The following is a 23,613-nucleotide window of genomic DNA, read 5'->3' as shown; positions in this document are numbered from 1 at the left end:
ACTGCTCCTCCAGGGCGGCGATGGCCTCGAGGTCTGCGGCCATCACCTCGAGGTCGGAGGCCACGAGCCGACACGAGACGGAGGGCGTCCGACAAGCCCGAGAAGGCCGCCCTGCGGCCGGTGCAGGGGCTCCCGGTCCCACCCCGCCCGGCCCACCCCGCGAGGCTCCCGGTCCCACCCCGCCCGGCCCCGCCAGGCCCGCCGCGGTCGGGCCCGCTCCGCCCAGCCCGGCCCAGCCTGGCCCGGCCCAGTCCCGCAGGCCTCGTCGGCCCCTTGGGCCCCAGCTGTCGGCCCGGACCCGCACCTGTCGGCCTGCGCGTGGGCCGACAGGTGCGGGTGTCACCAGCCGACCGGTGAATCCCGCCAGGGCCGGCCGCAGCCCTCCGCGACCAGGCGGCCCCGGGGGCGCTCGGGCGACCCTTGACGCACTGTCCGTGGCGGGCGGTATGGTTCACCCGTGTTCGAATACATGTTCGAACGCTGCCGACGGGGGCGATCTCGACCCCCGTCCCCGTCGGCGCTCGATCCCGGGTGGCTCCGCCGGAGCGGGGCCTCGTCGGGAGCAGGTCAGGGGGTCGCACGTGGGGTCGACGACCAGGTTAGGTGGACCATGACAGACGACATCCAGCAGCACGCCCCGCGTGGGGCCGAGGTGGAGGCGTGAGCGCGCCGCGGGCGTCGGTGGCCCCGCCCAACCCCTACGCCCTCCCCGCGACTACCCACTCCTACCTCCTGCGAGCCGCGGAGTCGCTCCAGGAGGCCGTCGTGGCCACCGAGGTGCCGGCGCGCTACGCGCTGGCCCACGTCGCCGCGCTCCGCTCGGCGGCCGCGCTGCTCTCGGCGCGGGCCCAGCCGGCGCCGGCGCGGCGTCGACCGCAGAAGAATGCCTGGGTGCTGCTGGCCGAGGTGGCGCCGGAGCTGGCGGAGTGGGCGACCTTCTTCGCAGCGGGGGCCTCGAAGCGCGCCGCCGCGGAGGCGGGGTCGCGGCGCGCGGTCAGCGAGCGCGAGGCCGACGACCTCGTCCGCGACGCCGACCGGTTCCTGGGTGTGGTGGAGCAGGCCCTGGGCCTGGTCCCGCACGCGCCCTCGGCCGAGCGCATCAGCCGCGCTGGCTGAGCCCTCCGCCCCCCTCGGCCGGCCGCCCGGCCGCGCGGCGAGGGCGGTGACACGAATCGGGTCGGGGCCTTGTCGGTCCGGGTGGCTGGATGGTCGCGGTTGAGTCGATGACGAGGGGTTCCCCGGTCGCGCCGGGCGGTGAGGATCGCCCAGGCTCGACCGGGGGCCGCTGTGGCCCCGCCCGCCCCGACGCCCGCACGGGTGTCCCAGTGATCGGAGTCCCGCGCATGCGGCTTCTCGGGCCGCGCCGCACGGCGCAGCTGGTGTCCCTCCTCCTCGTCCCGGCCACCCTCACGGTGGCCCCCGCCCTCGCGCCCGCCGCCCTCCTCGGCGCGCCCGAGGGATCGACGACCGGCTCGACGACCGGCTCGACGACCGGCTCGATGGTGGGCTCGATGGTCGGGTCGGTCCTGCCGGGGGCGGCCAACGCGGCGGCGCCGGTGAGCGTCGCCACCGCGCGCACCGTGCAGGACGGCTCCACGGCCACGGTGCGTGGCTACGTCGTGGGTCAGCCCACCGCCACCAGCACCGTGGTGACCTCGGGGTTCCCCGACGACTACGCCCTCGCCCTGGCCGACGCGCCGGGGGAGACCGCCACGTCGCGGATGGTCTACGTGCAGGTGCCGAGCGCCTTCCGCGCGTCCTGGGGGCTGCGGTCCAACCCCGCGCTGATGGGGCGCCGCATCGACGTGACCGGCACGCTCGGCGCCTACTTCTCGGCACCCGGCGTGCGCAACGCCACCGCCTTCGCCATCGCCGACGGCGGCGGGGGCGCCACCCCGCCCCCGAGCGGGGGCACCGACGACTACGACAGCACCTACTACGCCGGTGCCGTCGGCAAGACGGGCTCGGCGCTGGAGACGTCGCTGCACACGATCGTCTCGCGCGGTGTCGCGCGGCTCACCTACGACGAGGTCTGGGCCGCCCTGCGCGAGACCGACCAGGATCCCGCCGACGCGAGCCGCGTGATCGAGCTCTACACCGGCGAGAGCCGCCCCGAGACCGACAACGGTGGCGGCGTCGAGCAGTGGAACCGCGAGCACGTCTGGGCCAAGAGCCACGGCGACTTCGGCACGGCCACGGGCCCCGGCACCGACCTGCACCACCTGCGCCCCGCCGACGTGACGGTCAACTCCGCTCGCGGCAACCTCGACTTCGACGAGGGCGGCTCGCAGAACGCCGAGGCTCCGGGCAACTACGCCGACGGCGACTCCTGGGAGCCGCGCGACGCCGACAAGGGCGACGTGGCGCGGATGATCTTCTTCATGTCCGTGCGCTACGAGGGCGGCGACGGCTTCCCCGACCTCGAGGTCAACGACCGGGTCGCCAACGGCACCGCCCCGCTGCACGGCAAGCTGTCGACGCTCCTGCGGTGGAACGCCGAGGACCCGCCGTCGGCCTTCGAGATGCGCCGCAACGACGTCATCTACGAGCGCTTCCAGTTCAACCGCAACCCCTTCATCGACCACCCGGAGTGGGCCGACGCCATCTGGTGACCCGCGCCGGCGGCCGCGGTCGGTGGCGGTGACGAGCGGCCACGGTGCCTGGCGGGTGGCGGTGCGCGACGGGTGGCGGTGACCTGCGACGCGTCGTAGGGTGCAGGGTGTCGAACAGACGTTCGACACACGACGTCCCCGGCGGCCGCAGCACCTGCCACCGGGTCGAGCCCCAGGGAGTCCGCCCCCGTGCCAGGTGATCGACCCCAGCGCGTCCCCACCGCCGCCCCCGTCGCCGCGTCTCTCGCCGGGGGCGGCCCGGCGACGCGGGCGCGGGCCCGGGCCCGGGCGCTCGTCGGTCCCCTAGGGTGGTCGCCATGGCAGCAAGCGAGCGCCCTCCCGCCCGGCCCGACGAGCGGTCCCAGGAGCGGCCCAGCGAGCGGCGGGCGGCGGCGCGCACGGCCGTCGTCTGGGCGGCCCTGCAGGAAGCGCTCGGCGCAGGAGGGGCGGGCCGACCGCTCGACGTGCTCGACATCGGCGGCGGCACGGGCGGCCTGGCCGTGCGGGTCGCCGAGCTCGGCCACCGGGTGTCCGTCGTCGACCCCAGCCCCGATGCCCTCGCCTCGCTGGCGCGGCGCGCGCGGGAGCGGGGCGTCGAGGTGTCGGGCCAGCAGGGCGACCTGTCGACCCTGGCCGAGGTGGTGGGCCCCGCCAGCGCCGACGTCGTGCTGTGCCACGGGGTGCTCGAGGTGGTCGACGACCCGGCGGCCGCGCTGGCCAGCCTGCGAGCGGCCATGCGCCCCGAGGCCACCCTCAGCCTGCTCGTCGCCCAGCACCACGCCGCCGTCGTCGCCCGGGCCATGGCCGGACACTTCGGGCAGGCGCTGGCGATGCTCGACGCGCCGAGCGGGGCACCGGTCGCCGGCGGACGCGCCCGCTCGGGGCGACGCTTCACCCGTGACGAGCTCGAGGGGCTGCTGGGCGGCGCCGGGCTCGAGGTGCTCTCGGTGGACGGCGTGCGCGTCTTCGCCGACCTCGTGCCCGGGTCGTTGCTCGACCTCGAGCCCGGCGCCAGTGCCGCGCTGGTCGAGCTCGAGCGGGCCGTCGCACGCCGCTCGGAGTACCTCCCCCTCGCGACGCAGCTGCACGTGCTCGCCCGCTAGCGACCGGCCGGCTCCCGCCGACCGACGCCCTCGCGCCCCTGGGCCGCGGGGGGACCGGTGGTGACCGACCGGGGGGTGGCGGGCCCCGACGACGCCGCGTTCCCGGACGCGGGCCGGAGCGTCGCGCCACGCGCCGATCGGCGACCGGAGGGCACGCCCCGACCGGTGACGCCGATCCTGCACGTCGACATGGACGCGTTCTACGCCTCGGTGGCCCTGCGGGAGCGGCCCGACCTGCGTGACGTGCCCGTCGCCGTCGGCGGCGCCCACCGCGGCGTGGTGCTCGCCGCCAGCTACCCCGCCCGGGCGCACGGCGTGCGCTCGGCGATGCCGATGTCGCGGGCGCGACGGCTCTGCCCCCAGCTGGTCGTGCTGGCCCCCGACTTCGAGCTCATCGGCAGCGTCTCCCGCGCGGTCCACGAGTGCTTCCGCCGGGTCACTCCGCTGGTGGAGGTGCTGTCGGCCGACGAGGCCTTCCTCGACGTCGGCGGCGCCGGGCGGCGGCTCGGGCCGCCCGAGGTCGTCGCCGAGCTGGTCCGCGCCACCGTCCACGACGAGCAGGGCATCACCTGCTCGGTGGGGGTGGCCGCGACGGTGTCGGTGGCCAAGCTGGCCAGCCGGCTGGCCAAGCCGGACGGCGTGGTCGTCGTCGCTCCCGAGGACGTCCCCCGCATGCTCCACCCCCTCGACGTCGGCCTGCTCTACGGCGTGGGGGACAAGACCCGCGCCCGCCTCCAGCGACTGGGTCTGCGCACCGTCGGCGACGTCGCCCGCACCCCCCGCGCCGCTCTCCACGAGCTGGTGGGCGCCCGCCAGGCCGACCACCTGCTCGCGCTGGCGTGGGGCACCGACCGCGGCGAGCTCGTCGTGGGGCGTGCCCCCGGCTTCGGCGGCGGCGAGCCCGACTCCTCGATGGGCGCCCAGCACACCTTCGGGCGCGACGTCGTCGACCGCGACGGCGTGCTGCGCGAGCTGCTGCGGCTCACCACCTCGGTGACGGGCCGGATGAGGGGGCGCGACCTGGTCGGACGCACGGTGGCGATCACGGTGCGCTCGACCGACTTCACCACCGTGAGCCGCTCCCGGACGCTCGCGGAGCCCACCGACGTGACGCGCGAGGTCTACGAGACGGCCGTGGCGCTCTTCGACGCGCTGGGTCCGCAGCGGCGCGCCGTACGCCTGGTGGGGGTGCGGGTGGAGGGCCTCGGCCCCCGCGGTGCGGTGCACCACCAGCACGTGCTCGGCGAGAGGGAGCGTGGCTGGTCGGAGGCCGACCGCGCGGTCGACCGCGCCACCCGTCGCTTCGGGGGCGCCGCGGTGCGTCCGGCCAGCCTGCTCTGAGGACCGGCGGTGCGCGACCGAGGTCGTCGTGCCGCCGCCGAGCACGTCCCTCGACCCCCGCCGCGCGAGTAATTTCCCGACGCGCCTACCGTGACGTCGATCGCCTGCCTAGAATTGGCGCGACGGTGAGCCCGCCGATCCGCGTGACCCTGGAGGACCCTGTGCCACTCTCCGAAGAGGAGCTGCGACTGCTCGAGCAGATGGAGCGCGCCCTCTCTGAAGAGGATCCCAAGTTCGCCTCCACCCTGCGCGGCACCTCGCTGCGCCGGGCTGCACGGCGCCGCGCGATCCTGGCCGGCGTCGTCTTCGTCGTCGGCATCTGCGTCCTCATGGGCGGCGTGATCAGCAAGGTCTACGCCGTCGGCATCGTCGGGTTCGTGATCATGCTCGCCTCGGCGACCATCGGTCTCAACGCCCTCAAGGGCCAGCAGGCCGCCGCTGCCGCCGAGACCCAGGGCGCCGCGGCGCACCCGTCGTCGGGCTTCACCGTCATCGACGGCGGCCGCGCAGGTCGCTCCGCGCGCGCCGGCAAGAGCCGCGGCGGGCGGCCGTCGCGTCGCCCCCGCAAGTCCGGCACGTTCATGGAGCGCGCCGAGGAGCGCTGGCGCCGGCGCCGCGAGCAGAACGGCGGCTTCTAAGCCCTCGCTCGGCGCTGTCGTCACGCGTGATCGATGGCGGCTCGGACCCGTGCCCGGCGTGCGCGCCTGAGGTGACGCGGCGCGGTCCTGACCGCTCGGCCCTCCGGCGGCCGTCCTCGACGAGCCGGACGACGGTCCCGGTCGACGGTCCTGGTCGACGGCTCGGTCCGAGGCCTCCGGTCGACGGCGCTCGTCGACGGCGGCAGCCGACGGCCACTCGGGCCCGCACCGACCGACATGCCGGCCCCGGTCGGCAGGTCGGTGCGAGGGTCGTCGTCGGCGGGGTCCAGCGGTTACCCCGGCCTGCACCGGCCGATGTGCCCGGCCCCGGTCGTCGGACCGGCGCGAGGTCGTCGGAGCGGGAGCCGGTGGAGCCACGGGGCGGAGCCCCCGACCGCCCCCACCGGAGCCCGCCGGCAGCGGTGGCACCCGGCCCGCCCGGCGGCCCCGCTCAGCGGTCGGGCCAGGGCGGCGGCCCGTGCTCAGCCGGTCGGTCGACACCCGGCCCGCCCGGCGGTCCCTCTCAGCGGTCGGGCCAGGGCGGCGGCGCGTGCTCAGCCGGTCGGTCGATCCGGTCGGACCGGCGAGGTCACCCGGCCGGCGCCGCAGAGGTCAGCCGACCTCGTCGACCGTCGCGGCGCCGGTGCGCGTGGCACGCACCTCGGCCCGTCGCGCCTGCGCGCCCGACGGTCGCCGGCCCGCGGTGAGCACCGACCGCGGCCACCACCGCGCCGCGCGGCGCTGTCGCGGCGTGACGCCGGCCAGCAGGGCCGCGACGCAGACGCGCCCGTCGTCGCCCACCTGCTCGCTGGCGGCGGGGGAGTCGGTCGACCCGGCCGGGGCGTAGCGCAGCCGCTCGAGGGCGGTGACGAGCCGACGGGTCGCGGCGGCCGCCTCCGGGGAGGCCGCGGCGCCGCGCTCGGGTCGCTCGACCGGCTCGGCCGCGGGGTCGGCGTACCAGTCGAGGAGCGCGGCGCCGGCGGTGCGCACGGAACGCTGCTCGGGCCAGGGGTGGCCGAGGTCGAGGGCGGTGGCGCGCAGCTCCTGCCAGACACCCTCGGGACCCGCGGCGAGCCAGCGCTCACGCCGGCGGCCCCGCAGCAGGCGCGGCAGGAGCAGCAGTGCCCCGAGCGCCAGCAGGCCGCCGACGCCCCCGGCGACGGGGGCCCACGGGAAGGTCGTCGCCGTCGTGTCGGTGTCGTCGGGGCCCTGCGCCTGCGGCACCTCGGGCTCCGCGCTCGGCGCCGGCCGGTCGGGCTGCACCGGGGCCTGCGACTGCTCGCTCGGCTGGGCCGACGGCTGGTCGGGCTCGGAGTCGAGCTGGCCACGGGTGTAGTCGGGCACGGCGGCCGCCCGGTCGGCGGGCGTGGGCTCGAAGCGCACCCACCCGGCGCCGGCGATGAAGAGCTCGGGCCAGGCGTGGAGGTCGTAGGCGCTGAACTGGTACCGGTCGGGACCGATCTCGTCGGGGCGCAGGAAGCCGACGGCGACCCGGGCCGGGATGTCGAGCTCGCGGGCCATCACCGCCATGGCCGAGGCGAACTGCTCGCAGTAGCCGACCCGACCGCCCTCGTCGTCGCGCAGGAAGGCCTCGAGCTCGCTCACGCCGTTGCCCTCGTCGGCACGCGCGAGGTCGTAGGTGAACTCCGAGCGGAACCAGTTCTGCAGGGCCACGGCCTTGGCGTAGCGGGTCGGTGCCTCGGCGGTGACCTCGACGGCCAGGTCGCGCACCAGGTCGGGCAGCGGGGGCAGGTCGACCATCTCCGCGCTGACGGCGCCGGCGGCCGAGGGCGCTGAGGCGAGCTGGGCGGCGGAGAGGTCCAGCTCGACGCCGGTCATCGAGTAGTCGAGCCCGGCGGTGTCGAGGTCGTCCGCGCTGGCCAGGAAGTCCATGGTCGACTCGTCGTAGCGCCAGTCGCCCTCGGCGCGGATGGCGCGGATCGGCGCCCAGGTGGGCAGCCAGCGCGACTGGAAGTCCTCACCGATGCTCACGTCGTAGTCGTAGGAGCGTCGCGCGACGTCGCCCGCGACGCCCTGCAGAGCCGGCACCGCGCCGTCGGGCAGGTTGTCGGTGGGGATCTCGCGGTCCCCGGAGCTCCACGCCTCGCTGGAGAAGCGGTTGAGCACGGCGATGCGCAGGTACGACGGGTCGGGGTCGTCGGTCTGCACCTCGAGCAGGGGGATGTCGCTGCCACGGCGCAGGTCGCGCTGGAGGTCGGTCATGGGGTTGACGATCTGCACGGCGTCGTCGCCGCCCGCACCCCCCGCGCCGAGGGAGAAGACGTCGACGTCGAGGGTCGGCACCCCGAGGGGCACGAGCACGGCCAGCGCCGTCGCCGCGGCACCGACGCTCGCGGCGCCCACCCGCGAGGTCGAGCTGCGGGGGCCCAGGGCGGCCGAGGCGCGCAGGTCGGTGTCGCTGGCCTCGGTCGGGCGGCCGCGCTCGTCGAGCGGACGGCCCCACCGGGCGACCTGCTCGTCCTCCTGGAGGAAGAGCATGACCAGGAAGCCCGCCGCGGTGAGTGCGAAGACCCACCAGGAGAGCCCGGAGTCGACGATGCTCACCGGCACCGCGTAGACCGTGAGGAGGGGCAGGCCCGCCAGCGGCACGCGGCGCACGCCGTTGGCGAGCAGGTCGACCAGGAGCATGCAGGCCAGCCCGCCGCCGACGAGCAGCGGGTCGAGCGGGGCGGCCTCGGGCGGCACGGGGGCGGCGTACTGGCGTGAGGTCGCCACGGCGGCCTCGACGGCGCGCACCAGCTCGCTCCAGCCGGCACCGAGCGGCACCGGGGTGTCGATGAGCAGCTCGGAGGCCAGGGCGACCCCGACCACCGTCTGCGCGAGCAGCACCACGAGGGCGGGGAGGCGGGCGAGGCGGGCCAGGGCACCCGTGCCGGCGACGACCAGGGCCAGCAGCAGCAGGGGCCGCAGGAATCCGCCCGGGGTCTCGGTCAGCCCCCGCCAGGACACCACCGCGGCCCAGGTGGTGAGGGTGGCGGCCAGGGCCGAGAGCAGCAGGCGCCCGGCGCCCCGGGCGCGAGGGTCCTTCGACGCCGACGCTCGCGCGCGGCCGGTGCTCGGGCGGGCCGGGGACCCGGCCGGTGGCACGAGGGTGGGTGCGCTCACGAGGGTCCTCCACGGGTGGTCGCGCCGGTGCCGCCGCCGGTCCTGATCCCGGTGCCGGGCCCGCTGGTCGCCCCGTGCGGTCGGGGGGCGGTGGCGCGGCTGCGGCCGAGGTCCTGCCAGGCGGCGTCGAGGCGGTCGCGCGGGCCGAGCCCGACGCTGCGCCAGCCCTGGCGGGAGAGCACCGCGGCGCCGGAGGCGCCCGGGGCGGTCGGCACGCCGGTGCCCCAGGCGGCCACGTCGAGGGCGACCGCGAGACCGGCGTCGGCGCCGTGGTGCATGCGGCGCAGCACCGGCAGGTCGGCCTGGGTGAGGTCCCCGAGCACGGCGATGACGAGCCCGCCCTGGCCCTGCTCGCGCAGCCAGCCGGTGTCGAGGTGGGTGGCCCGCAGCGGCTGCAGGACGGCGAGGGACTCCAGGATCGGCCCGGTGTCGAGGGTGGCGTCACGCACGTGCCAGGCCGCGGCGGCGTCCTCGCCCGCAGCGGTGACCAGACGTACGGCGAACCCGCGCCGACCCAGGTGCGTGGCGATGGAGGCGGCGGCCACGACGGCGGTCTCCAGCGAGGAGGCGACGCCCTGGCCGCGGTGGCTGCCGGCGCGGTTGTCGATGAAGAGCGTCGCGCGGGCCTGCCACGGCTGCTCCTCGCGGCGCACCATCAGCTCCCCGGTGCGGGCCGAGCTCAGCCAGTGCACGCGCCGCAGGTCGTCGCCGCGGCGGTACTCGCGCACGGTGACGTCCTCGGCGCTTCCGTGGGCGAAGGCGCGGGGCCGGTTGTCGCCCGACCCGGAGGAGCCGCCGCCGAGGTTGATGGGCGGCAGCGGCACGACCCGGGGGGTGACGGTCAGCGGCACGCTGGTCTGGAAGGCCCGGCCGAGCTCGACGAGTCCGAAGGGGTCGCTGACTCGCACCGTCATCGGCCCGACGTCGTAGCGCCCCCGGACGTCGCTGCGCACCTGGTAGCTCACCTCGCGGCGCCAGCCCTGGCCGATGCCGTCGAGCACGAAGCGCGGGCGGGTGCCGAGCACGTAGGGCAGCTGGTCCTCCACCAGGAGCACGGCGTGGGGGGTGCGGCCCTGGTTGGTCATGGTGAGCCCGACCCGGGCGGGCTGGCCGGCGGTGACCAGCTGGGGGCTCACCGTGCGCACCAGGGCGAGTCGGTAGCGGTTGCGGCCGACGTAGGCGGCGGTGAGCAGCGGCAGGGCCAGCACCAGCACACCGACGCGGGTGAGCGCGGGCTGGCCGAGCAGCACGGCGCAGACGACGGCGGTGACGCCCGCGGCGACGAAGGCGCGACCGCGCAGGGTGAGCCCGGCGAGGGCCTCGCGCATCGGTCCTCCCTGGGTCGTCCGGCGGTGTCGGTGGTGTCGGTGGTGTCGGCGTGGGGCGGTGTGGGGCGGTGTGGCGTGGCGCGGGGTGCCGCGGTGGGGGAGTGGGGCTCAGGCCCGGTCGGGCTCCGGCACCGGCACCCCGGCGAGGATGCGGTCGAGCACGGCCTCGGTGGTGCGACCGTTCATCGCGGCCTCCACGCTGGGCAGCAGGCGGTGGGCCAGCACGGTGCGCGCCAGCAGCTGCAGGTCGTCGGGCACGACGTAGTCGCGGCCCTCGATGGCGGCGTAGGCCTTCGCGGCGCGCACGAGGTGGAGCGTCGCCCGGGGGGAGGCGCCGAGGGTGAGGTCCTCGGTGGTGCGGGTGGCGCTGGTCAGCGCGACGGCGTAGCGCTGCACCGCGTGGGCGACGTGCACCTGCGCGACGATCCCGGTGATCTTGCGCAGCTCGGAGGCGTCGGTGACGGCCTCGAGGTCGTCGAGGGGGTTGGAGCGGGTGTGGGAGTCGAGCATGGCGATCTCCGCGGAGGCGACGGGGTAGCCCATCGAGACCCGGGCCATGAAGCGGTCGCGCTGGGCCTCGGGCAGCGCGTAGGTGCCCTCCATCTCGACGGGGTTCTGGGTCGCGATGACCATGAACGGCGCCTCGAGGTGGTAGGTCGCGTTGTCGACGGTCACCTGGCGCTCCTCCATCGCCTCCAGCAGCGCCGACTGGGTCTTGGGGGAGGCCCGGTTGATCTCGTCGCCGACGACGACGTTGGCGAAGATCCCGCCGGGGCGGAACTCGAACTCGCGGGTGTTCTGGTTGAACACCGAGACCCCGGTGACGTCGGAGGGCAGCAGGTCGGGGGTGAACTGGATGCGGCTCACCGAACAGTCGATGCTGCGTGCCAGGGCCTTGCTGAGCATGGTCTTGCCGACCCCGGGCACGTCCTCGATGAGCAGGTGGCCCTCGGCGAGCAGCACCACGAGGGCCGCGGAGACGACGTCGGGCTTGCCCTCGATGACCCGCTCGACGTTGCCCCGCACCCGGGAGACGACCCGGGCCACGGTCTCGAGGTCGGCGCCTCCAGGGATCGGAGCAACCACGTCGGGTCCTTTCGGTCGTGCACTCGGCGCCGGCGGGCACGGCGCCCGGGGATGACATCACGGTAGGGCGTCGGTGCAACTCGCGTCGCCTGCCGGCGCGCTCGCGTCAGGTCCGGCCCCGGCGGTCACGGTGGTCGGCTGCGCCCCACCACGCACCCCCGGGGCGCGCCGGGTGCCCCACGCTCCTCCACCCGCGCTCCACCTCCGCGCGGGCCCGCTCCACCGGCCCCCACCGTGCGCCCCGCAGCAGGTCCGCGTCGCCTCGTCGTACGCCGGGAGCGCCCGGCCGATCTCGGTGCCGCAGGCCGCTGACCTGCGACGACAACGGTTCGGCGGGGTGCTCGGCCGCCGCGGCGCGCCGCGCCGGCGCAGGGTCTCCCCCCGCAGGTCGCACGGACAGGGCGACGAGCGGCCGCGGCCCGGTGGAGCGCTCGCGGGCGCAGAACACCGCCCCGGAGTGGTCGGATGTGGTTGACGGTGGAGGAAGGTGGAGTAAGGTGGTGCGAAGTGGAGGAGGCTCCCGGATCAGTGGAGGTGCGACGTGTTCTTCATGGGCACGTACACGCCGAAGCTGGACGAGAAGGGACGTCTCTTCCTGCCGGCCAAGTTCAGGGACCGACTCGCAGAGGGGCTCGTCGTGACACAGGGACAGGAGAAGTGCCTGGTCGTGTGGCCCGAGGACGTCTTCATGCAGGAGGCCCAGCGCGCACAGAGCACGCCGATGACCAACCGCGACGCCCGTGACTACGCCCGCGTGCTCTTCGCGGGCGCCGAGCAGGGCACGCCCGACAAGCAGGGGCGCATCGGCATCCCGTCGGTGCTGCGCCAGTACGCCTCGCTCGAGCGCGACGTCGTCGTCATCGGCGTGATGGACCGCATCGAGATCTGGGATCCCGCCCGCTGGCAGGAGTACTCCTCCGGGGCCCAGGAGAAGTTCGCCGAGCTCGACGAGCAGCCGCCCGTCTGACCCGGCACCCCCCGGCTCCACCCCGCACCACCGCAGACGGCTCCACCCGCACCACCAGCAGCACCACCCGCACGTCCACCACGGATCCGCCGGTCTCGGTACCGGCCCGCTCCCTCGGCCCTGGGGCACCTTCCCCGGCACCAGGACCGAACGCCACCTCGAGTCTTCTCACGGAGCGGGCCGGGACCCGGCTCGGCGGATCCGCCCTTTCCCCCGCACCGCCCGCACACCACCCGATCTGGGGTCGACGATGAGCATCACCCACGAGCCCGCGCCGCCGCGGGTGCGCCACCAGGCGCGCGACGCGGTGGTGCTGATGGCGTTCTCCGCCGCGGTCTCCCTCGGCGGCGCCGCGACCCTCCTGCTGCTCTCGAGCCTGGGACGCTGAGGTCGGCTCCATGGCTTCCCCCCGCCACGTCCCGGTCCTGCTCGACCGGGTCGTCGACCTGCTGGCGCCCGCGCTCGACGAGTCCGCCGCCGCCCGGCTGGGCGCGGCTCCCGTGCTCGTCGACTGCACCCTGGGCCTCGGTGGCCACAGCGAGGCCGTCCTCGAGCGGCTGCCCGGCGCCCGCGTCGTGGGCATCGACCGCGACCCCGCCGCGCTCGCGCTGGCCGGCGAGCGCCTGGCGGCCCACGGCGAGCGCTTCACCGGCGTGCACGCCACCTACGACGAGATCGGCGAGGTCGTCGCCGACCTCGGCCTGGGCGAGGTCGCGGGCGTCCTCTTCGACCTCGGGGTCTCCTCCATGCAGCTCGACGTGCGCGAGCGCGGCTTCGCCTACGCCGAGGACGCCCCGCTCGACATGCGCATGGACTCCTCGACCGGGCCGACCGCCGCCGACGTCCTCAACACCTACTCCGCCGCCGACCTGACCCGCGTCCTGCGCGACTACGGCGAGGAGAAGTTCGCCCGCAAGATCGCCGCCGCCGTCGTGCGCCGCCGCGAGAGCGAGCCCTTCACGACGTCCGGGCCGCTCGTCGAGCTGTTGTACGCCGAGATCCCCGCGCCGGCCCGGCGCACCGGCGGCCACCCCGCCAAACGCACCTTCCAGGCGCTGCGCATGGAGGTCAACGACGAGCTGGCCGTCCTGCGCCGCGCGCTGCCGGCCGCCATCGACGTCCTCGGCGTCGGCGGGAGGGTCGTGGTGGAGTCCTATCACTCGCTGGAGGACCGGCTGGTCAAGCAGGCCTTCACCGCCGCGACCCGCTCGGTCGTGCCCGACGACCTCCCCTTCGTGCCCGAGGGCAGCGAGCCGGCCCTGCGCCTGGTCACCCGCGGCTCGGAGAAGGCCGACGCGGGCGAGATCGAGGCCAACCCGCGCGCCGCCTCCGTGCGCCTGCGCGCCGTCGAGCGGGTCCGACCCTCCGACGGGCCCCAGGACCGGCCCCAGGGCCGGTCGGCCGCCCGCACGCCCCGCACCACCCACCGTCCCGACACCCGAGGGGGAGCAGCCCGATGAGCAGCACGGCACGAGCGATCCAGACCAGACTGCCCCGCCTCGCCGAGGCCGCCGTCGAGCGCGCCCGGCTGACCGTCGTGCCCCGGGGCCGCACGAGGGCGGCCAAGGTGCCGTTCGTGACCCTGCTCAGCCTGCTGATGCTCGGCGGCGTCGTGGGCCTGCTGCTGTTCAACACCTCGATGCAGCAGTCGGCCTTCGCCGCCACCGAGCTCCAGGACCGCGCCACCGTGCTCACCGCGCGCCAGGCCTCGCTGTCGATGCAGCTCGAGCGCCTGCGCGACCCGCAGAACGTCGCGCGCCGGGCCCAGGCCCAGGGCCTGGTGCTCCCGGCCGCACCGCAGTTCCTCGACCTCTCCGACGGCACCGTCACCGGCACCACCGACGCCGCCCTGGCCCCCGGGACGCTCGCGCTCGACCCGCCCCCGGCGCCGCTGCCGGCCGAGCTCCGCCCGCCGGCCCCGACCCAGGCCCCGCCCGAGGGCACCCTCCCCGGCGACCGCGACCGCTCGGGCGACCGTGACGGCTCGGGCGACGGTGACCGCTCGGGCGACCGCGACGGCTCGGCCGACCGCGATGGCTCGGACGCCGGCGACCGGTCCGGCGACCGCGACGGCAGTGGTCGTGAGCGCCAGCAGGACCAGACCGGCGACGACACCGTCGAGGACGCCCCGCGCGGCAACCGCGACGGCGACGCCGGTGGGGGTAGGAACGACCGGTAACACCTGCACCACCCGCACCACGTGCACCACCCGCACCACGGACCGAACCGCCCAGCACCAGCACCACCCGGAGGACGAGCGTGCGACAGACCCGCCAGCCGATGCGCAGGACCGCAGCCCGTGGCCCGGCCCGCCCCGCCGGCGAGCTGAGGGGCTCCCCGCAGCTGCGGCTGCGGATCGGCTTCCTGGTCATCGCGATGGTGCTGTCGGTCTTCGTGGGCCGCCTCGTGCAGCTCCAGGGTCTCGACCCCGCCTCCTACGCCTCGATGGCCGCGGCCGAGGGCCTGGAGGAGATCGTGCTCCCCGCCGAGCGCGGCGACATCCTCGACCGCAACGGCGAGCCGCTGGCGGAGTCGGTCGACGGGCTGATGGTCGTGGCCGACCCGGCGCTGACCGCCGACGACGCCCCGGAGCTCGCGCGCTTCCTCGCCAACCGCCTCGACGTCGACTACTTCACGATCCTGCCCCGCCTGCGGGCCGAGGACAGCCGCTTCCAGTACATCGCCCGCAGCGTGCCCGCCGCCCTCGCCACCTCGGTGGTCGCCAAGGCGCGCGCGCTGGGCTACGACGGTCTGGTGACCGAGCGCGACCCGGTGCGGGAGTACCCCGCGGGCGACGTCGCCGCCAACCTCGTCGGCTTCGTCGGCACCCCCCGCAAGAACGGCACGACCAAGCCGCTGGCCGGCTTCGAGCGCACCTTCGACGATCTCCTCGACGGCGTCGACGGCGAGGCGCGCTACTCCGTGGCCGCCGGCAACCGCGTCCCGCTGGGGGAGAACACCACCGTGCCGGCCGTCGACGGCGAGGACCTGCGCACCACCCTCGACCGCGACCTGCAGTTCTACTCCCAGCGCGTGCTGCGCCAGGCCGTGCGCGACTCCGGAGGCGAGTCGGGCTCGGTCGTCGTGCTCGACAGCCGCACCGGCGACGTGCTGACGCTGGCCGACTACCCCACCTTCGACGCCAACCACCCGCTGGAGTCCGACGAGGCCGACCTCGGCTCGCGCGCGGTCAGCGACGTCTACGAGCCCGGGTCGGTCGAGAAGGTCCTCACCGTCGCGGGCCTGGTCGACGCCGGCAAGGTCACCGCCCGCACGCGGCTCACGGTGCCCGGCGTGCTGCAGCGCGAGGGGGACAACCCGATCAGCGACTGGTTCGACCACGGCACCATCCGGCTCACGCTGGCCGGCGTCATCGCCCAGTCCTCCAACATCGGCACCGTGATGGCCACGGAGAAGTACGACGACGGCGAGCTGCGCTCCTACCTCGACGCCTTCGGCCTCGGGCGCACCACCGGCACGGGCATCCGCGGCGAGTCGGCCGGCATCCTGCCCGACGAGAGCATCTGGTCCGACGCGCTGCAGGACCGCATCGCCTTCGGTCAGTCGGTCTCGGTCAACGCACTGCAGATGGCGGCCGCGGTCAACACCATCGCCAACGGCGGGGTGCGCATCGACCCCAGCGTCGTGCTCGGCTCGGCCACCACCGACTCCGGCGAGCAGGTCGGCACCGACCACGCCACGGAGCGGCGCGTCATCAGCGAGGACGCGGCGCGCCAGACGACCCACATGATGGAGCGCGTGGTCGACCCCGAGGTCGGCGTCGCCCCGGGCGCGGCCGTCCCGGGCTACCGCGTCGCCGGCAAGACCGGCACGGCGCAGCGGGCCAGCAGCGAGTGCCAGTGCTACGACGGCAGCTACACCGTGTCCTTCGCCGGGTTCGCGCCCGCCGACGACCCCCGCTTCACCATCTACGTCGTGGTGCAGAACCCCACCAACGGCGGCGGGGGCGGCTCGGTCGGCGGTCCGGCCTTCTCCAAGATCATGGGCTACGCGCTGCGCCGCTACGCCGTGCCTCCCACCGGCACCGAGCCCTCGCGCCTGCCCGTCGAGTGGTGAGCCCGGCCGCGCGCTCCTAGGCTGACCCGATCGTGACCTCGACACCTGGCACTCCCGGCACGTCCGGCGACACCCGCCCCGCAGACCCGCCCCGCACGCCCCTCTCCGAGCTGACGGCGTGGGTGCGCCGCGAGCTGGCGCCGGCGCACCGCACCGCGCCCTCGAGCGACCCGACGCTCACCGGCATCACGCTGAGCTCCCAGCGCGTCCGGCCGGGCGACCTCTACGCCGCGCTCCCCGGCGCGCGCGCCCACGGCGCCGACTACGCCGCGGCCGCGGTCGGGGCCGGAGCCGTGGCGGTGCTCACCGACCCCGCGGGCGCCGACCGTGTGCCCCCCGGTGTGCCCGCCCTCGTGGTCGACGACCCCCGCCGTGTGCTCGGGCGGGTCAGCGCCCACCTCTACGGCCACCCTGCCGAGCGGCTGACGATGATCGGCGTCACGGGCACCCAGGGCAAGACCACCACCACGCGGCTCCTCGAGGGCGGCCTGGCCGGCGCGGGGGTGCGCTCCGCGGTCATCGGCACGGTCGGCACCCGCATCGCCGGGGTCGACGTGCGCACGGCGCTGACGACGCCCGAGGCGCCCGACCTGCACGGGCTCTTCGCCGTCATGGTGGAGCGCGGCGTCGAGGTGTGCGCGATGGAGGTCTCGAGCCACGCCCTCGTGCTGGGCCGCGTCGACGGCGTGGTCTTCGACGTGGCCGTCTTCCTCAACCTCGGGCGCGACCACCTCGACTTCCACGACACCGTGGAGGAGTACTTCCAGGCCAAGGCCGCCCTCTTCGGCCCCGACCGCGCGCGCCGCGCGCTGGTCAACCGCGACGACGAGCACGGGCGGCGCCTGGCCCGGGAGACGCCGCTGCCGGTCGCGACCTTCTCCACCACCGGCGGGGGCGCCGACTGGGAGGCGCTCGACCTGCGCCCGGCCCCGAGCCGCACCTCCTTCGAGGTGCGCGGCCCGGCGGGCCCGCCGTTCCCGGCCGAGGTGCCCCTGGCCGGTGCCTTCAACGTCTCCAACGCCCTCGCGGCCGTGGCCGCCGCGGGCGAGGCCGGGCTCGACGCCTCCGGGGTGGCCGACGGGATCGCCGCCCTGGCCGGCGTGCCGGGCCGGCTCGAGAGCGTCGACGCGGGCCAGGACTTCGAGGTCGTCGTCGACTACGCCCACAAGCCCGACGCCGTCGAGGCGGCGGTGGCCGCCCTGCGCCCGCTCACCGCGGGCCGGGTGGTGGTGGTGCTGGGCGCCGGGGGTGACCGCGACACCGGCAAGCGCCCGGTGATGGGGGAGATCGCCGCCCGGCTCGCCGACGTGCTCGTCGTGACCGACGACAACCCCCGCAGCGAGGACCCGGCCGCCATCCGCGCCGCCGTCCTGGCCGGCGCCGCCGCGGTGCCCGAGGCCGAGCGCGCCGAGGTGCGCGAGGTCGGCGACCGGCGTACGGCGATCGCCGCGGCCCTCGCCGTGGCCCGGTCGGGCGACATCGTGCTCGTGGCCGGCAAGGGCCACGAGACCGGTCAGGAGGTCGACGGGGTGGTGCACCCCTTCGACGACCGGCTCGTCGCCCGTGAGCTGCTGCTCGCCCCCCGGGCCGAGCAGCCCGACGCCTGAGGTCCTCCCGCACCCCGCGGGCACCGGCGGCGTGGCACGAGGGCGCCGCCGGTGCCTCGCGGCTCAGCCCGGCACGCGCTCGCGCCGCCCGAGGTCGAGACCGAGGTGCTCGCGCAGGGTGCGACCGGCGTACTCCCGGCGGAAGAGCCCGCGCCGGCGCAGCTCGGGCACGACCTGGTCGACGAAGTCCTCGAAGGTGCCGGGGCTCTGCGCCGCCGAGAGGATGAAGCCGTCGGCCTCGCCCCCGCGGAAGCTCTCCTCGATCTGGTCGGCGACCTCGGAGGCGGTGCCGACGAGCTGCGGCAGCAGGACGCCCTGGGCGTAGAGCCGGCCGATGTCGCGCAGCGTCAGGCTGTCGCGCTCGCTCAGACGGCGGGCGAGGTCGAAGAGTCCCTGCGTGCCCGAGACCTCGACGTGCTCGAGCGGGGCGTCGAGGTCGTAGGCGGAGAAGTCGTGGTCGGTGTGGACCGAGAGGGTCATCAGGCCCGAGACCGGGTCGGCCAGCTCGTTGTGGAAGGCCTGCTTCTCCTCCGCGATCGACCGCGTCTCGCCGACGAAGGGCACGAAGGAGGGGAAGACCTTGACCTGGTCGGGGTCGCGGCCCGCGTCGCTGGCGCGGCTCTTGATGTCGTCGTAGTAGGCGCGCCGCCCCTCCGGCGTCGGGTCGATCTCGAAGATGGCCTCGGCCCACCTCGCGGCGAAGTCGCGCCCCTTGCTCGAGGAGCCGGCCTGGATGAGCACGGGCCGGCCCTGGGGGGAGCGGGGGGTCGTGAGAGGTCCCCTCGTCTTGTAGAAGAGCCCGTCGAAGTGCGCCGGCCGCACCTTGTCGGGGTCGGCGAAGACGCCGGTCGCCTTGTCCTGCACCAGCGCGTCGGCGTCCCAGGTGTCCCACAGGGCCACCGCGGCCTCGACGAACTCCTGGGCGCGGTCGTAGCGCAGGTCGTGGTCGAGGGCCTCGGTGAGGCCGAAGTTCTGGGCCTCGGAGCGGCTGAGCGACGTGACGATGTTCCAGGCCGCGCGACCGCCGCTGAGGTGGTCGAGGCTCGCGAAGGCCCGCGCCACCTCGAAGGGGTGGAAGTAGGTGGTGCTCCTGGTGACCGCGACGCCGAGGTGGCGTGTGACCGCGGCGATGCTGGCCGCCACGAGCGACGGGTCGAGGGTGGCGCTGGCCTGCGTGCCGCGCCGCAGCGCCTCGCGCTCGTCGCCGCCGTAGTTGGTGGGCACGGCCAGCAGGTCGGCGAAGAAGACGAAGTCGAAGGTGCCCCGCTCCAGGGTGCGCCCCACACGGTGCCAGTAGTCGGGGGTCAGGAACGCCGGGTCGGAGCCGGGGTGGCGCCAGGCGGCGTGGGAGTGCGTGACGTGGGAGGCGATCTGGAATCCGCCGAGGTGCAGCTGCCGGCTCATGGAGGTCTGCCTTTCAGGAGTAACTGGAGTCAGTTACTAGAGGATAGATTGCGCCGTGGTCCGTCCGCCCTCGCCGTCCGGCTGCCGGTCGGCGCGGGCCGGGGTGGGCCGGGGTGGGGCCGGGGTGGGTCGGGCGGGCCCGGGGGTCGGCGGCGCACGTGAGGATCGCCACCGGGCGGCGGGGCGCGGAGGCGCCGGCGGCCCTCGTGGGTCAAGATGTCCTGGTTGCCCCGGCGACGTCGGGGATCACCCCGGCGGCGACGCGGGGCGAGGGACGGCGCGGCGACGCGCAGTGACGGCACCGAGGGAGCGGACGTAGTCGGATGAGAGCGATCCTCATGGGAGGTGGCCTGGCGCTGCTGATCTCGCTGCTCGGGACCCGCGTCGCGATCCGGCGCTTCACCGAGTGGGGCTACGGCCAGGAGATCCGCGACGACGGACCCACCAGCCACCACACCAAGCGCGGCACCCCGACGATGGGCGGCGTCGTCATCATCGGCGCCACCGTGGTGGGCTACTTCGTCGCCAAGCTCGTCACGCGCGACCTGCCCAGCGCCTCGGCGCTGCTGCTGCTCTTCCTCTTCGTCGGCACCGGTCTGGTCGGCTTCCTCGACGACTTCATCAAGATCTACAAGCAGCGCAGCCTCGGCCTGCGCAGCAAGGCCAAGATCGTCGGGCAGACCATCGTCGGCCTCACCTTCGCGGTCCTGGCGCTGAGCCCGTGGTTCGCCGACGACCGCGGCCAGCGGCCGGCGTCGTTCTCGCTGTCCTTCATCCGCGACTTCGACAGCTTCGTGCTGCCCGCCGTGGTGGCGGTGGTGCTGATCCTGCTGATCGTCATCGCCACCAGCAACGCGGTCAACCTCACCGACGGCGCCGACGGCCTGGCCACCGGCGCGAGCGTGATGGTGTTCGGCGCCTACACCCTGGTCAACATCTGGCAGAACAACCAGTGGTGCGGCCAGGACGACATCGCCTACGGCAAGTGCTACGAGGTGCGCGACCCCCTCGACCTGGCGATCATCGCCGCGGCCATCACCGGCGCCTGCTTCGGCTTCCTGTGGTGGAACGCCTCGCCGGCCCAGATCTTCATGGGCGACACGGGCTCCCTGGCGCTGGGCGCGGCGCTGGCCGGCTTCGCGGTGCTCAGCCGCACCGAGCTGCTCCTCATCGTGCTCGGCGGCGTCTTCGTCATGGAGACCGTCTCGGTGATGCTCCAGGTGACTTGGTTCAAGGCCACGCGACGCATCACCGGCACGGGCAAGCGGCTCTTCCGCATCGCGCCCATCCACCACCACTTCGAGATGGTCTGGGACGAGATCACGGTGGTCATCCGGTTCTGGATCATCACCGGGCTGTGCGTCGCCGGCGGCCTGGGCATCTTCTACGCCGAGTGGGTGGCCGGCACGTGAGCGCGCCCCGCGACCTCGACTCCCTGGGCCGGCACACGCCCTGGGACGGCGTGAAGGCCGTCGTCGCCGGCTTCGGCGTCTCCGGCTTCGCCGCCGCTGACAACCTCAACCACCTCGGCGCCGACGTCACCGCCCTCGACGAGTCGGCGGCGGGCAAGGAGGAGAAGGCCGAGCTGCTGGAGGTGCTCGGTGCCTCGATCCGCCTGGGGGAGGGCGCCACGGCGACCCTGCCCGACGACGTCGACGTCCTCGTCACCTCGCCGGGCTGGCGCCCCGACGCGCCGCTGCTCGCGCAGGCGCGGGCCCGCGGGATCCCGGTCTGGGGCGAGGTGGAGCTGGCCTGGCGCCTGCGCGACCCGGCCCACGCCACGCCGTGGCTGGCGGTGACCGGCACCAACGGCAAGACCACCACCGTGCAGATGCTCGACGCGATCCTGCGTGCGGCGGGTCTGCGCAGCGTCGCCGTCGGCAACGTGGGCCTGCCCATCGTCGAGGCCGTCATGGACCCCGAGCCCTACGACGTGCTGGCCGTGGAGCTCTCCAGCTTCCAGCTGCACTACACCGACTCGATGAGCGCCCAGTCGGCGGCGGTGCTCAACCTCGCCGAGGACCACCTCGACTGGTACGCCTCGATGGCCGACTACGCCGCCGACAAGGGGCGCATCTACGAGCGCGTCCAGCGCGCGTGCGTCTACAACGTCGCCGACCCCGAGACCGAGCGCCTGGTGCGTGAGGCCGACGTCGTCGAGGGGGCCCGCGCGGTCGGCTTCACCCTCGGCGTCCCGGGCGTGGGCATGCTCGGCCTGGTCGAGGACATCCTCGTCGACCGCGCCTTCATCGAGGAGCGCGGCACGAGCGCCGCCGAGCTGTGCCACCTCGCCGACCTCGAGGTCGACGGCCACCCGGCCGCACCCCACCAGGTCGCCAACGCCCTGGCCGCCGCGGCCCTGGCCCGCTCGCACGGGGTCTCCCAGCAGGCGGTGCGCGACGGGCTGCGCGGCTTCCGGCCCGACGGCCACCGCATCGCCGTGGTGGCCACCCACGAGGGCGTGACCTGGGTCGACGACTCCAAGGCCACCAACCCCCACGCGGCCGGGGCGTCGCTGCAGGCCTACGACCCCGTGGTCTGGGTCGCCGGCGGCCTGGCCAAGGGCGCCGACTTCGACGACCTCGTGCGCTCCGCCGCACCCCGGCTCCGCGGTGTCGTGCTGCTGGGCCGTGACCGCGACGTGATCGCCCGCGCTCTTGCCCGACACGCGCCCGATGTGCCCGTCAAAGTCGTCGGCGGCGACCAGACTGGCGCCACACACGCACCAGCAGTCACACGCACACCAGACACACCAGAACAGGTCATGCGGCAGGTCGTCGACGCGGCGGCCGGGCTCGCCCGGCCGGGGGACACCGTCCTCCTCGCGCCGGGATGCGCCTCCATGGACATGTTCGCCAGCTACGCCGCTCGTGGTGACGCCTTCACCGCAGCGGTCCGGGAGAGGACCGGCTAGCGGTCCGACCGGGCCCGCAGGGCCCACGCAGGAAGGGACGCCGTGACCACCACCGCCGAGCGGGGCCCCAGCCCCACCCGCACCGCCCGCCCCGCGCCGCAGGGCCTCGACGACACCCGGTCGATGCCCGCCCCCGGCGGCGCCGCCTCGGCGTGGTGGACCCTGCGCGAGCGCGTGCGCACGACCACGGCGACGGTGCACGACGCGCTCGACCGCCCGCTCACGTCGTACTACCTGCTGCTGGGGGCCTCGACCCTGCTGCTGACCATCGGCCTGATCATGGTCCTCAGCGCCTCGAGCGTGTACTCCTTCACCCAGAACGACGGCGACTCCTACGCCATCGTGCGCCGCCAGCTGATGTGGGTGGTGCTCGGGCTGCCGCTCGCCTTCGTGGCCAGCCGGCTGCCCCACCGGCTGCTGCGGGCCCTGGCCTACCCGGGCTACCTCGTCTCGCTGGCGCTGCTGCTGCTCACCGCCTTCATCGGCGTCGCGGTCAACGGCAACCAGAACTGGCTGGCGATCGGGCCGCTGCAGATCCAGCCCTCCGAGATCGCCAAGCTCGCCCTCATCCTGTGGGCCGCGCACATCTACGCCAACAAGGAGCGCCGCCTCGCGAGCCTGCACCAGGTGATGGTGCCGGTGGTCCCCGGCCTGCTGCTGGCCACCGGCCTGGTCGTCTTCGGCCGCGACCTCGGCACGGCGCTCGTGCTGTTCGCGATCATGCTCGGCATGCTGTGGGTGGTCGGCGCGCCGCTGCGCTTCTTTGCCGTCTGCCTCTCGCTGGTGGGCGTCGCCGCCATCGGCCTGGCCGCCAGCGACCCCGAGCGGGTCTCGCGGCTGACCACCTTCGCCGACCCCTTCAAGGACTTCCACGACTCCGGCTGGCAGCCCGCCCACGGGCTCTACGCCCTGTCCAGCGGTGGCTGGTTCGGCCAGGGGATCGGCGCCTCCCAGCAGAAGTGGGGGGACCTGCCCGAGGCCCACACCGACTTCATCTTCGCCGTGCTCGGCGAGGAGCTGGGCCTGGTCGGCACGGTGCTGGTCGTCGCGCTCTTCCTCACCATCGCCTTCGCCGCCCTGCGGGTCGCGCGCCACACCGCCGACCCCTTCGTGCGCTACGCCTCCTTCGGCATCGTGGTCTGGCTGGTCGGGCAGATGGTGATCAACGTCGGCATGGTGCTCGCCCTGCTGCCCGTCATCGGCATCCCGCTGCCCCTGGTCTCCTACGGCGGGTCGGCGCTGCTGCCGTCGCTGATCGCGCTGGGCCTGCTCATCGGCTTCGCCCGCCGCGAGCCCGAGGCGGCCCGGGCCCTCGCCCTGCGCCGGCGCGGACGCTCCAGCGGTGTGGCGGCCGGCCCGCTGGCGGGCCTCACCTCCGGGCGCGGCCGGTCCGATCGCTAGGTTGGTCCG

The 23,613-nt window shown here is 75.2% G+C and carries 18 protein-coding genes; 14 read left to right on the top strand and 4 right to left on the bottom strand.

Annotated elements, in window-relative coordinates:
- The first annotated feature begins 660 nt into the window (after positions 1-660).
- The 5 genes from LPA27_RS14605 to LPA27_RS14585 all read left to right on the top strand — a co-directional run bounded on the left by LPA27_RS14605 (position 661) and on the right by LPA27_RS14585 (position 5,694).
- The gene (locus tag LPA27_RS14605; protein WP_056862494.1) at positions 661-1,116 is read left to right on the top strand and encodes an SAV_6107 family HEPN domain-containing protein; all 456 of its coding nucleotides are present in this window, start codon (positions 661-663) and stop codon (positions 1,114-1,116) included.
- 227 nt (positions 1,117-1,343) lie between these two features.
- Positions 1,344-2,612, top strand: a complete 1,269-nt coding sequence (locus tag LPA27_RS14600) for an endonuclease (RefSeq protein ID WP_228942902.1) — start codon at positions 1,344-1,346, stop codon at positions 2,610-2,612.
- Between the two features lie 317 nt (positions 2,613-2,929).
- Positions 2,930-3,715, top strand: coding sequence for a methyltransferase (locus tag LPA27_RS14595; protein ID WP_082499929.1), 786 nt, complete (start codon positions 2,930-2,932; stop codon positions 3,713-3,715).
- Between the two features lie 165 nt (positions 3,716-3,880).
- The gene (gene dinB, locus LPA27_RS14590) at positions 3,881-5,056 is read left to right on the top strand and encodes a DNA polymerase IV (RefSeq protein ID WP_228942901.1); all 1,176 of its coding nucleotides are present in this window, start codon (positions 3,881-3,883) and stop codon (positions 5,054-5,056) included.
- A gap of 125 nt (positions 5,057-5,181) precedes the next feature.
- Complete coding sequence (locus tag LPA27_RS14585) at positions 5,182-5,694, top strand: DUF3040 domain-containing protein (RefSeq protein WP_228942900.1); 513 nt, start codon at positions 5,182-5,184, stop codon at positions 5,692-5,694.
- A gap of 612 nt (positions 5,695-6,306) precedes the next feature.
- Here the strand turns inward: LPA27_RS14585 and LPA27_RS14580 are convergent.
- From LPA27_RS14580 to LPA27_RS14570, 3 genes are all read right to left on the bottom strand, one after another.
- Positions 6,307-8,820, bottom strand: coding sequence for a transglutaminaseTgpA domain-containing protein (locus tag LPA27_RS14580; RefSeq protein ID WP_228942899.1), 2,514 nt, complete (start codon positions 8,818-8,820; stop codon positions 6,307-6,309).
- Positions 8,817-10,148: a DUF58 domain-containing protein gene (locus LPA27_RS14575; RefSeq protein ID WP_228942898.1), complete on the bottom strand. Its 1,332-nt coding sequence runs from the start codon at positions 10,146-10,148 to the stop codon at positions 8,817-8,819. The genes LPA27_RS14580 and LPA27_RS14575 overlap by 4 nt, the downstream gene beginning before the upstream one ends.
- Before the next feature lie 108 nt (positions 10,149-10,256).
- Entirely contained in the window at positions 10,257-11,234 is a 978-nt protein-coding gene (locus tag LPA27_RS14570) for an AAA family ATPase (RefSeq protein ID WP_056862497.1), read from the bottom strand.
- Positions 11,235-11,775: 541 nt separating this feature from the next.
- Here LPA27_RS14570 and mraZ point away from each other — a divergent pair.
- The 6 genes from mraZ (at position 11,776) to LPA27_RS14540 (ending at position 17,885) form a co-directional block, all read left to right on the top strand.
- A complete protein-coding gene (gene mraZ / locus LPA27_RS14565; RefSeq protein WP_200918925.1) occupies positions 11,776-12,201 on the top strand; it encodes a division/cell wall cluster transcriptional repressor MraZ in 426 nt (141 codons plus the stop codon).
- A 250-nt stretch (positions 12,202-12,451) separates the two neighbouring features.
- Positions 12,452-12,589 (top strand): hypothetical protein, encoded by a 138-nt coding sequence (locus LPA27_RS14560; RefSeq protein ID WP_156697701.1) that lies wholly within the window; start codon positions 12,452-12,454, stop codon positions 12,587-12,589.
- 10 nt (positions 12,590-12,599) lie between these two features.
- The gene (gene rsmH, locus LPA27_RS14555; protein WP_056862498.1) at positions 12,600-13,661 is read left to right on the top strand and encodes a 16S rRNA (cytosine(1402)-N(4))-methyltransferase RsmH; all 1,062 of its coding nucleotides are present in this window, start codon (positions 12,600-12,602) and stop codon (positions 13,659-13,661) included.
- On the top strand, positions 13,658-14,380 hold the full coding sequence (locus LPA27_RS14550) for a hypothetical protein (protein ID WP_228942897.1): 723 nt from the start codon (positions 13,658-13,660) through the stop codon (positions 14,378-14,380). Before rsmH ends, LPA27_RS14550 begins: the two co-directional genes overlap by 4 nt.
- 101 nt (positions 14,381-14,481) lie before the next feature.
- Entirely contained in the window at positions 14,482-16,278 is a 1,797-nt protein-coding gene (locus tag LPA27_RS14545) for a peptidoglycan D,D-transpeptidase FtsI family protein (protein WP_056862500.1), read from the top strand.
- A gap of 110 nt (positions 16,279-16,388) precedes the next feature.
- Positions 16,389-17,885, top strand: coding sequence for a UDP-N-acetylmuramoyl-L-alanyl-D-glutamate--2,6-diaminopimelate ligase (locus tag LPA27_RS14540; protein WP_324251262.1), 1,497 nt, complete (start codon positions 16,389-16,391; stop codon positions 17,883-17,885).
- A 63-nt stretch (positions 17,886-17,948) separates the two neighbouring features.
- Here the strand turns inward: LPA27_RS14540 and LPA27_RS14535 are convergent, their stop codons facing one another.
- Positions 17,949-19,289, bottom strand: coding sequence for an LLM class flavin-dependent oxidoreductase (locus tag LPA27_RS14535; protein WP_056862502.1), 1,341 nt, complete (start codon positions 19,287-19,289; stop codon positions 17,949-17,951).
- Positions 19,290-19,612: 323 nt separating this feature from the next.
- Between LPA27_RS14535 and mraY the strand changes: the two genes are divergently transcribed.
- The 3 genes from mraY to ftsW are packed head-to-tail and all read left to right on the top strand — an operon-like array spanning position 19,613 to position 23,604.
- Entirely contained in the window at positions 19,613-20,701 is a 1,089-nt protein-coding gene (gene mraY / locus LPA27_RS14530) for a phospho-N-acetylmuramoyl-pentapeptide-transferase (protein ID WP_056904523.1), read from the top strand.
- The gene (murD, locus tag LPA27_RS14525; RefSeq protein ID WP_416383245.1) at positions 20,683-22,203 is read left to right on the top strand and encodes a UDP-N-acetylmuramoyl-L-alanine--D-glutamate ligase; all 1,521 of its coding nucleotides are present in this window, start codon (positions 20,683-20,685) and stop codon (positions 22,201-22,203) included. The genes mraY and murD overlap by 19 nt, the downstream gene beginning before the upstream one ends.
- A 42-nt stretch (positions 22,204-22,245) precedes the next feature.
- Positions 22,246-23,604 carry a putative lipid II flippase FtsW gene (ftsW, locus tag LPA27_RS14520; protein ID WP_228942895.1) on the top strand — a complete coding sequence of 453 codons (1,359 nt, stop codon included), beginning with the start codon at positions 22,246-22,248 and terminating at the stop codon, positions 23,602-23,604.
- The last annotated feature ends 9 nt before the right edge of the window (positions 23,605-23,613 follow it).

It is taken from the genome of Nocardioides sp. Leaf374, assembly GCF_916862475.1.
Lineage (GTDB): Bacteria > Actinomycetota > Actinomycetes > Propionibacteriales > Nocardioidaceae > Nocardioides > Nocardioides kribbensis.
This window is presented reverse-complemented; position numbering and strand designations above follow the sequence as displayed.

What these genes read in the sequence shown, in the direction of transcription:
- LPA27_RS14560 (WP_156697701.1), top strand. Translation starts at nt 12,452, where the DNA reads ATGAGCATCACCCACGAGCCCGCGCCGCCGCGGGTGCGCCACCAGGCG.
- LPA27_RS14600 (WP_228942902.1), top strand. Translation starts at nt 1,344, where the DNA reads ATGCGGCTTCTCGGGCCGCGCCGCACGGCGCAGCTGGTGTCCCTCCTC.
- LPA27_RS14545 (WP_056862500.1), top strand. Translation starts at nt 14,482, where the DNA reads ATGCGCAGGACCGCAGCCCGTGGCCCGGCCCGCCCCGCCGGCGAGCTG.
- rsmH (WP_056862498.1), top strand. Translation starts at nt 12,600, where the DNA reads ATGGCTTCCCCCCGCCACGTCCCGGTCCTGCTCGACCGGGTCGTCGAC.
- LPA27_RS14595 (WP_082499929.1), top strand. Translation starts at nt 2,930, where the DNA reads ATGGCAGCAAGCGAGCGCCCTCCCGCCCGGCCCGACGAGCGGTCCCAG.
- LPA27_RS14535 (WP_056862502.1), bottom strand. Translation starts at nt 19,289, where the DNA reads ATGAGCCGGCAGCTGCACCTCGGCGGATTCCAGATCGCCTCCCACGTC.
- LPA27_RS14575 (WP_228942898.1), bottom strand. Translation starts at nt 10,148, where the DNA reads ATGCGCGAGGCCCTCGCCGGGCTCACCCTGCGCGGTCGCGCCTTCGTC.
- LPA27_RS14550 (WP_228942897.1), top strand. Translation starts at nt 13,658, where the DNA reads ATGAGCAGCACGGCACGAGCGATCCAGACCAGACTGCCCCGCCTCGCC.
- mraY (WP_056904523.1), top strand. Translation starts at nt 19,613, where the DNA reads ATGAGAGCGATCCTCATGGGAGGTGGCCTGGCGCTGCTGATCTCGCTG.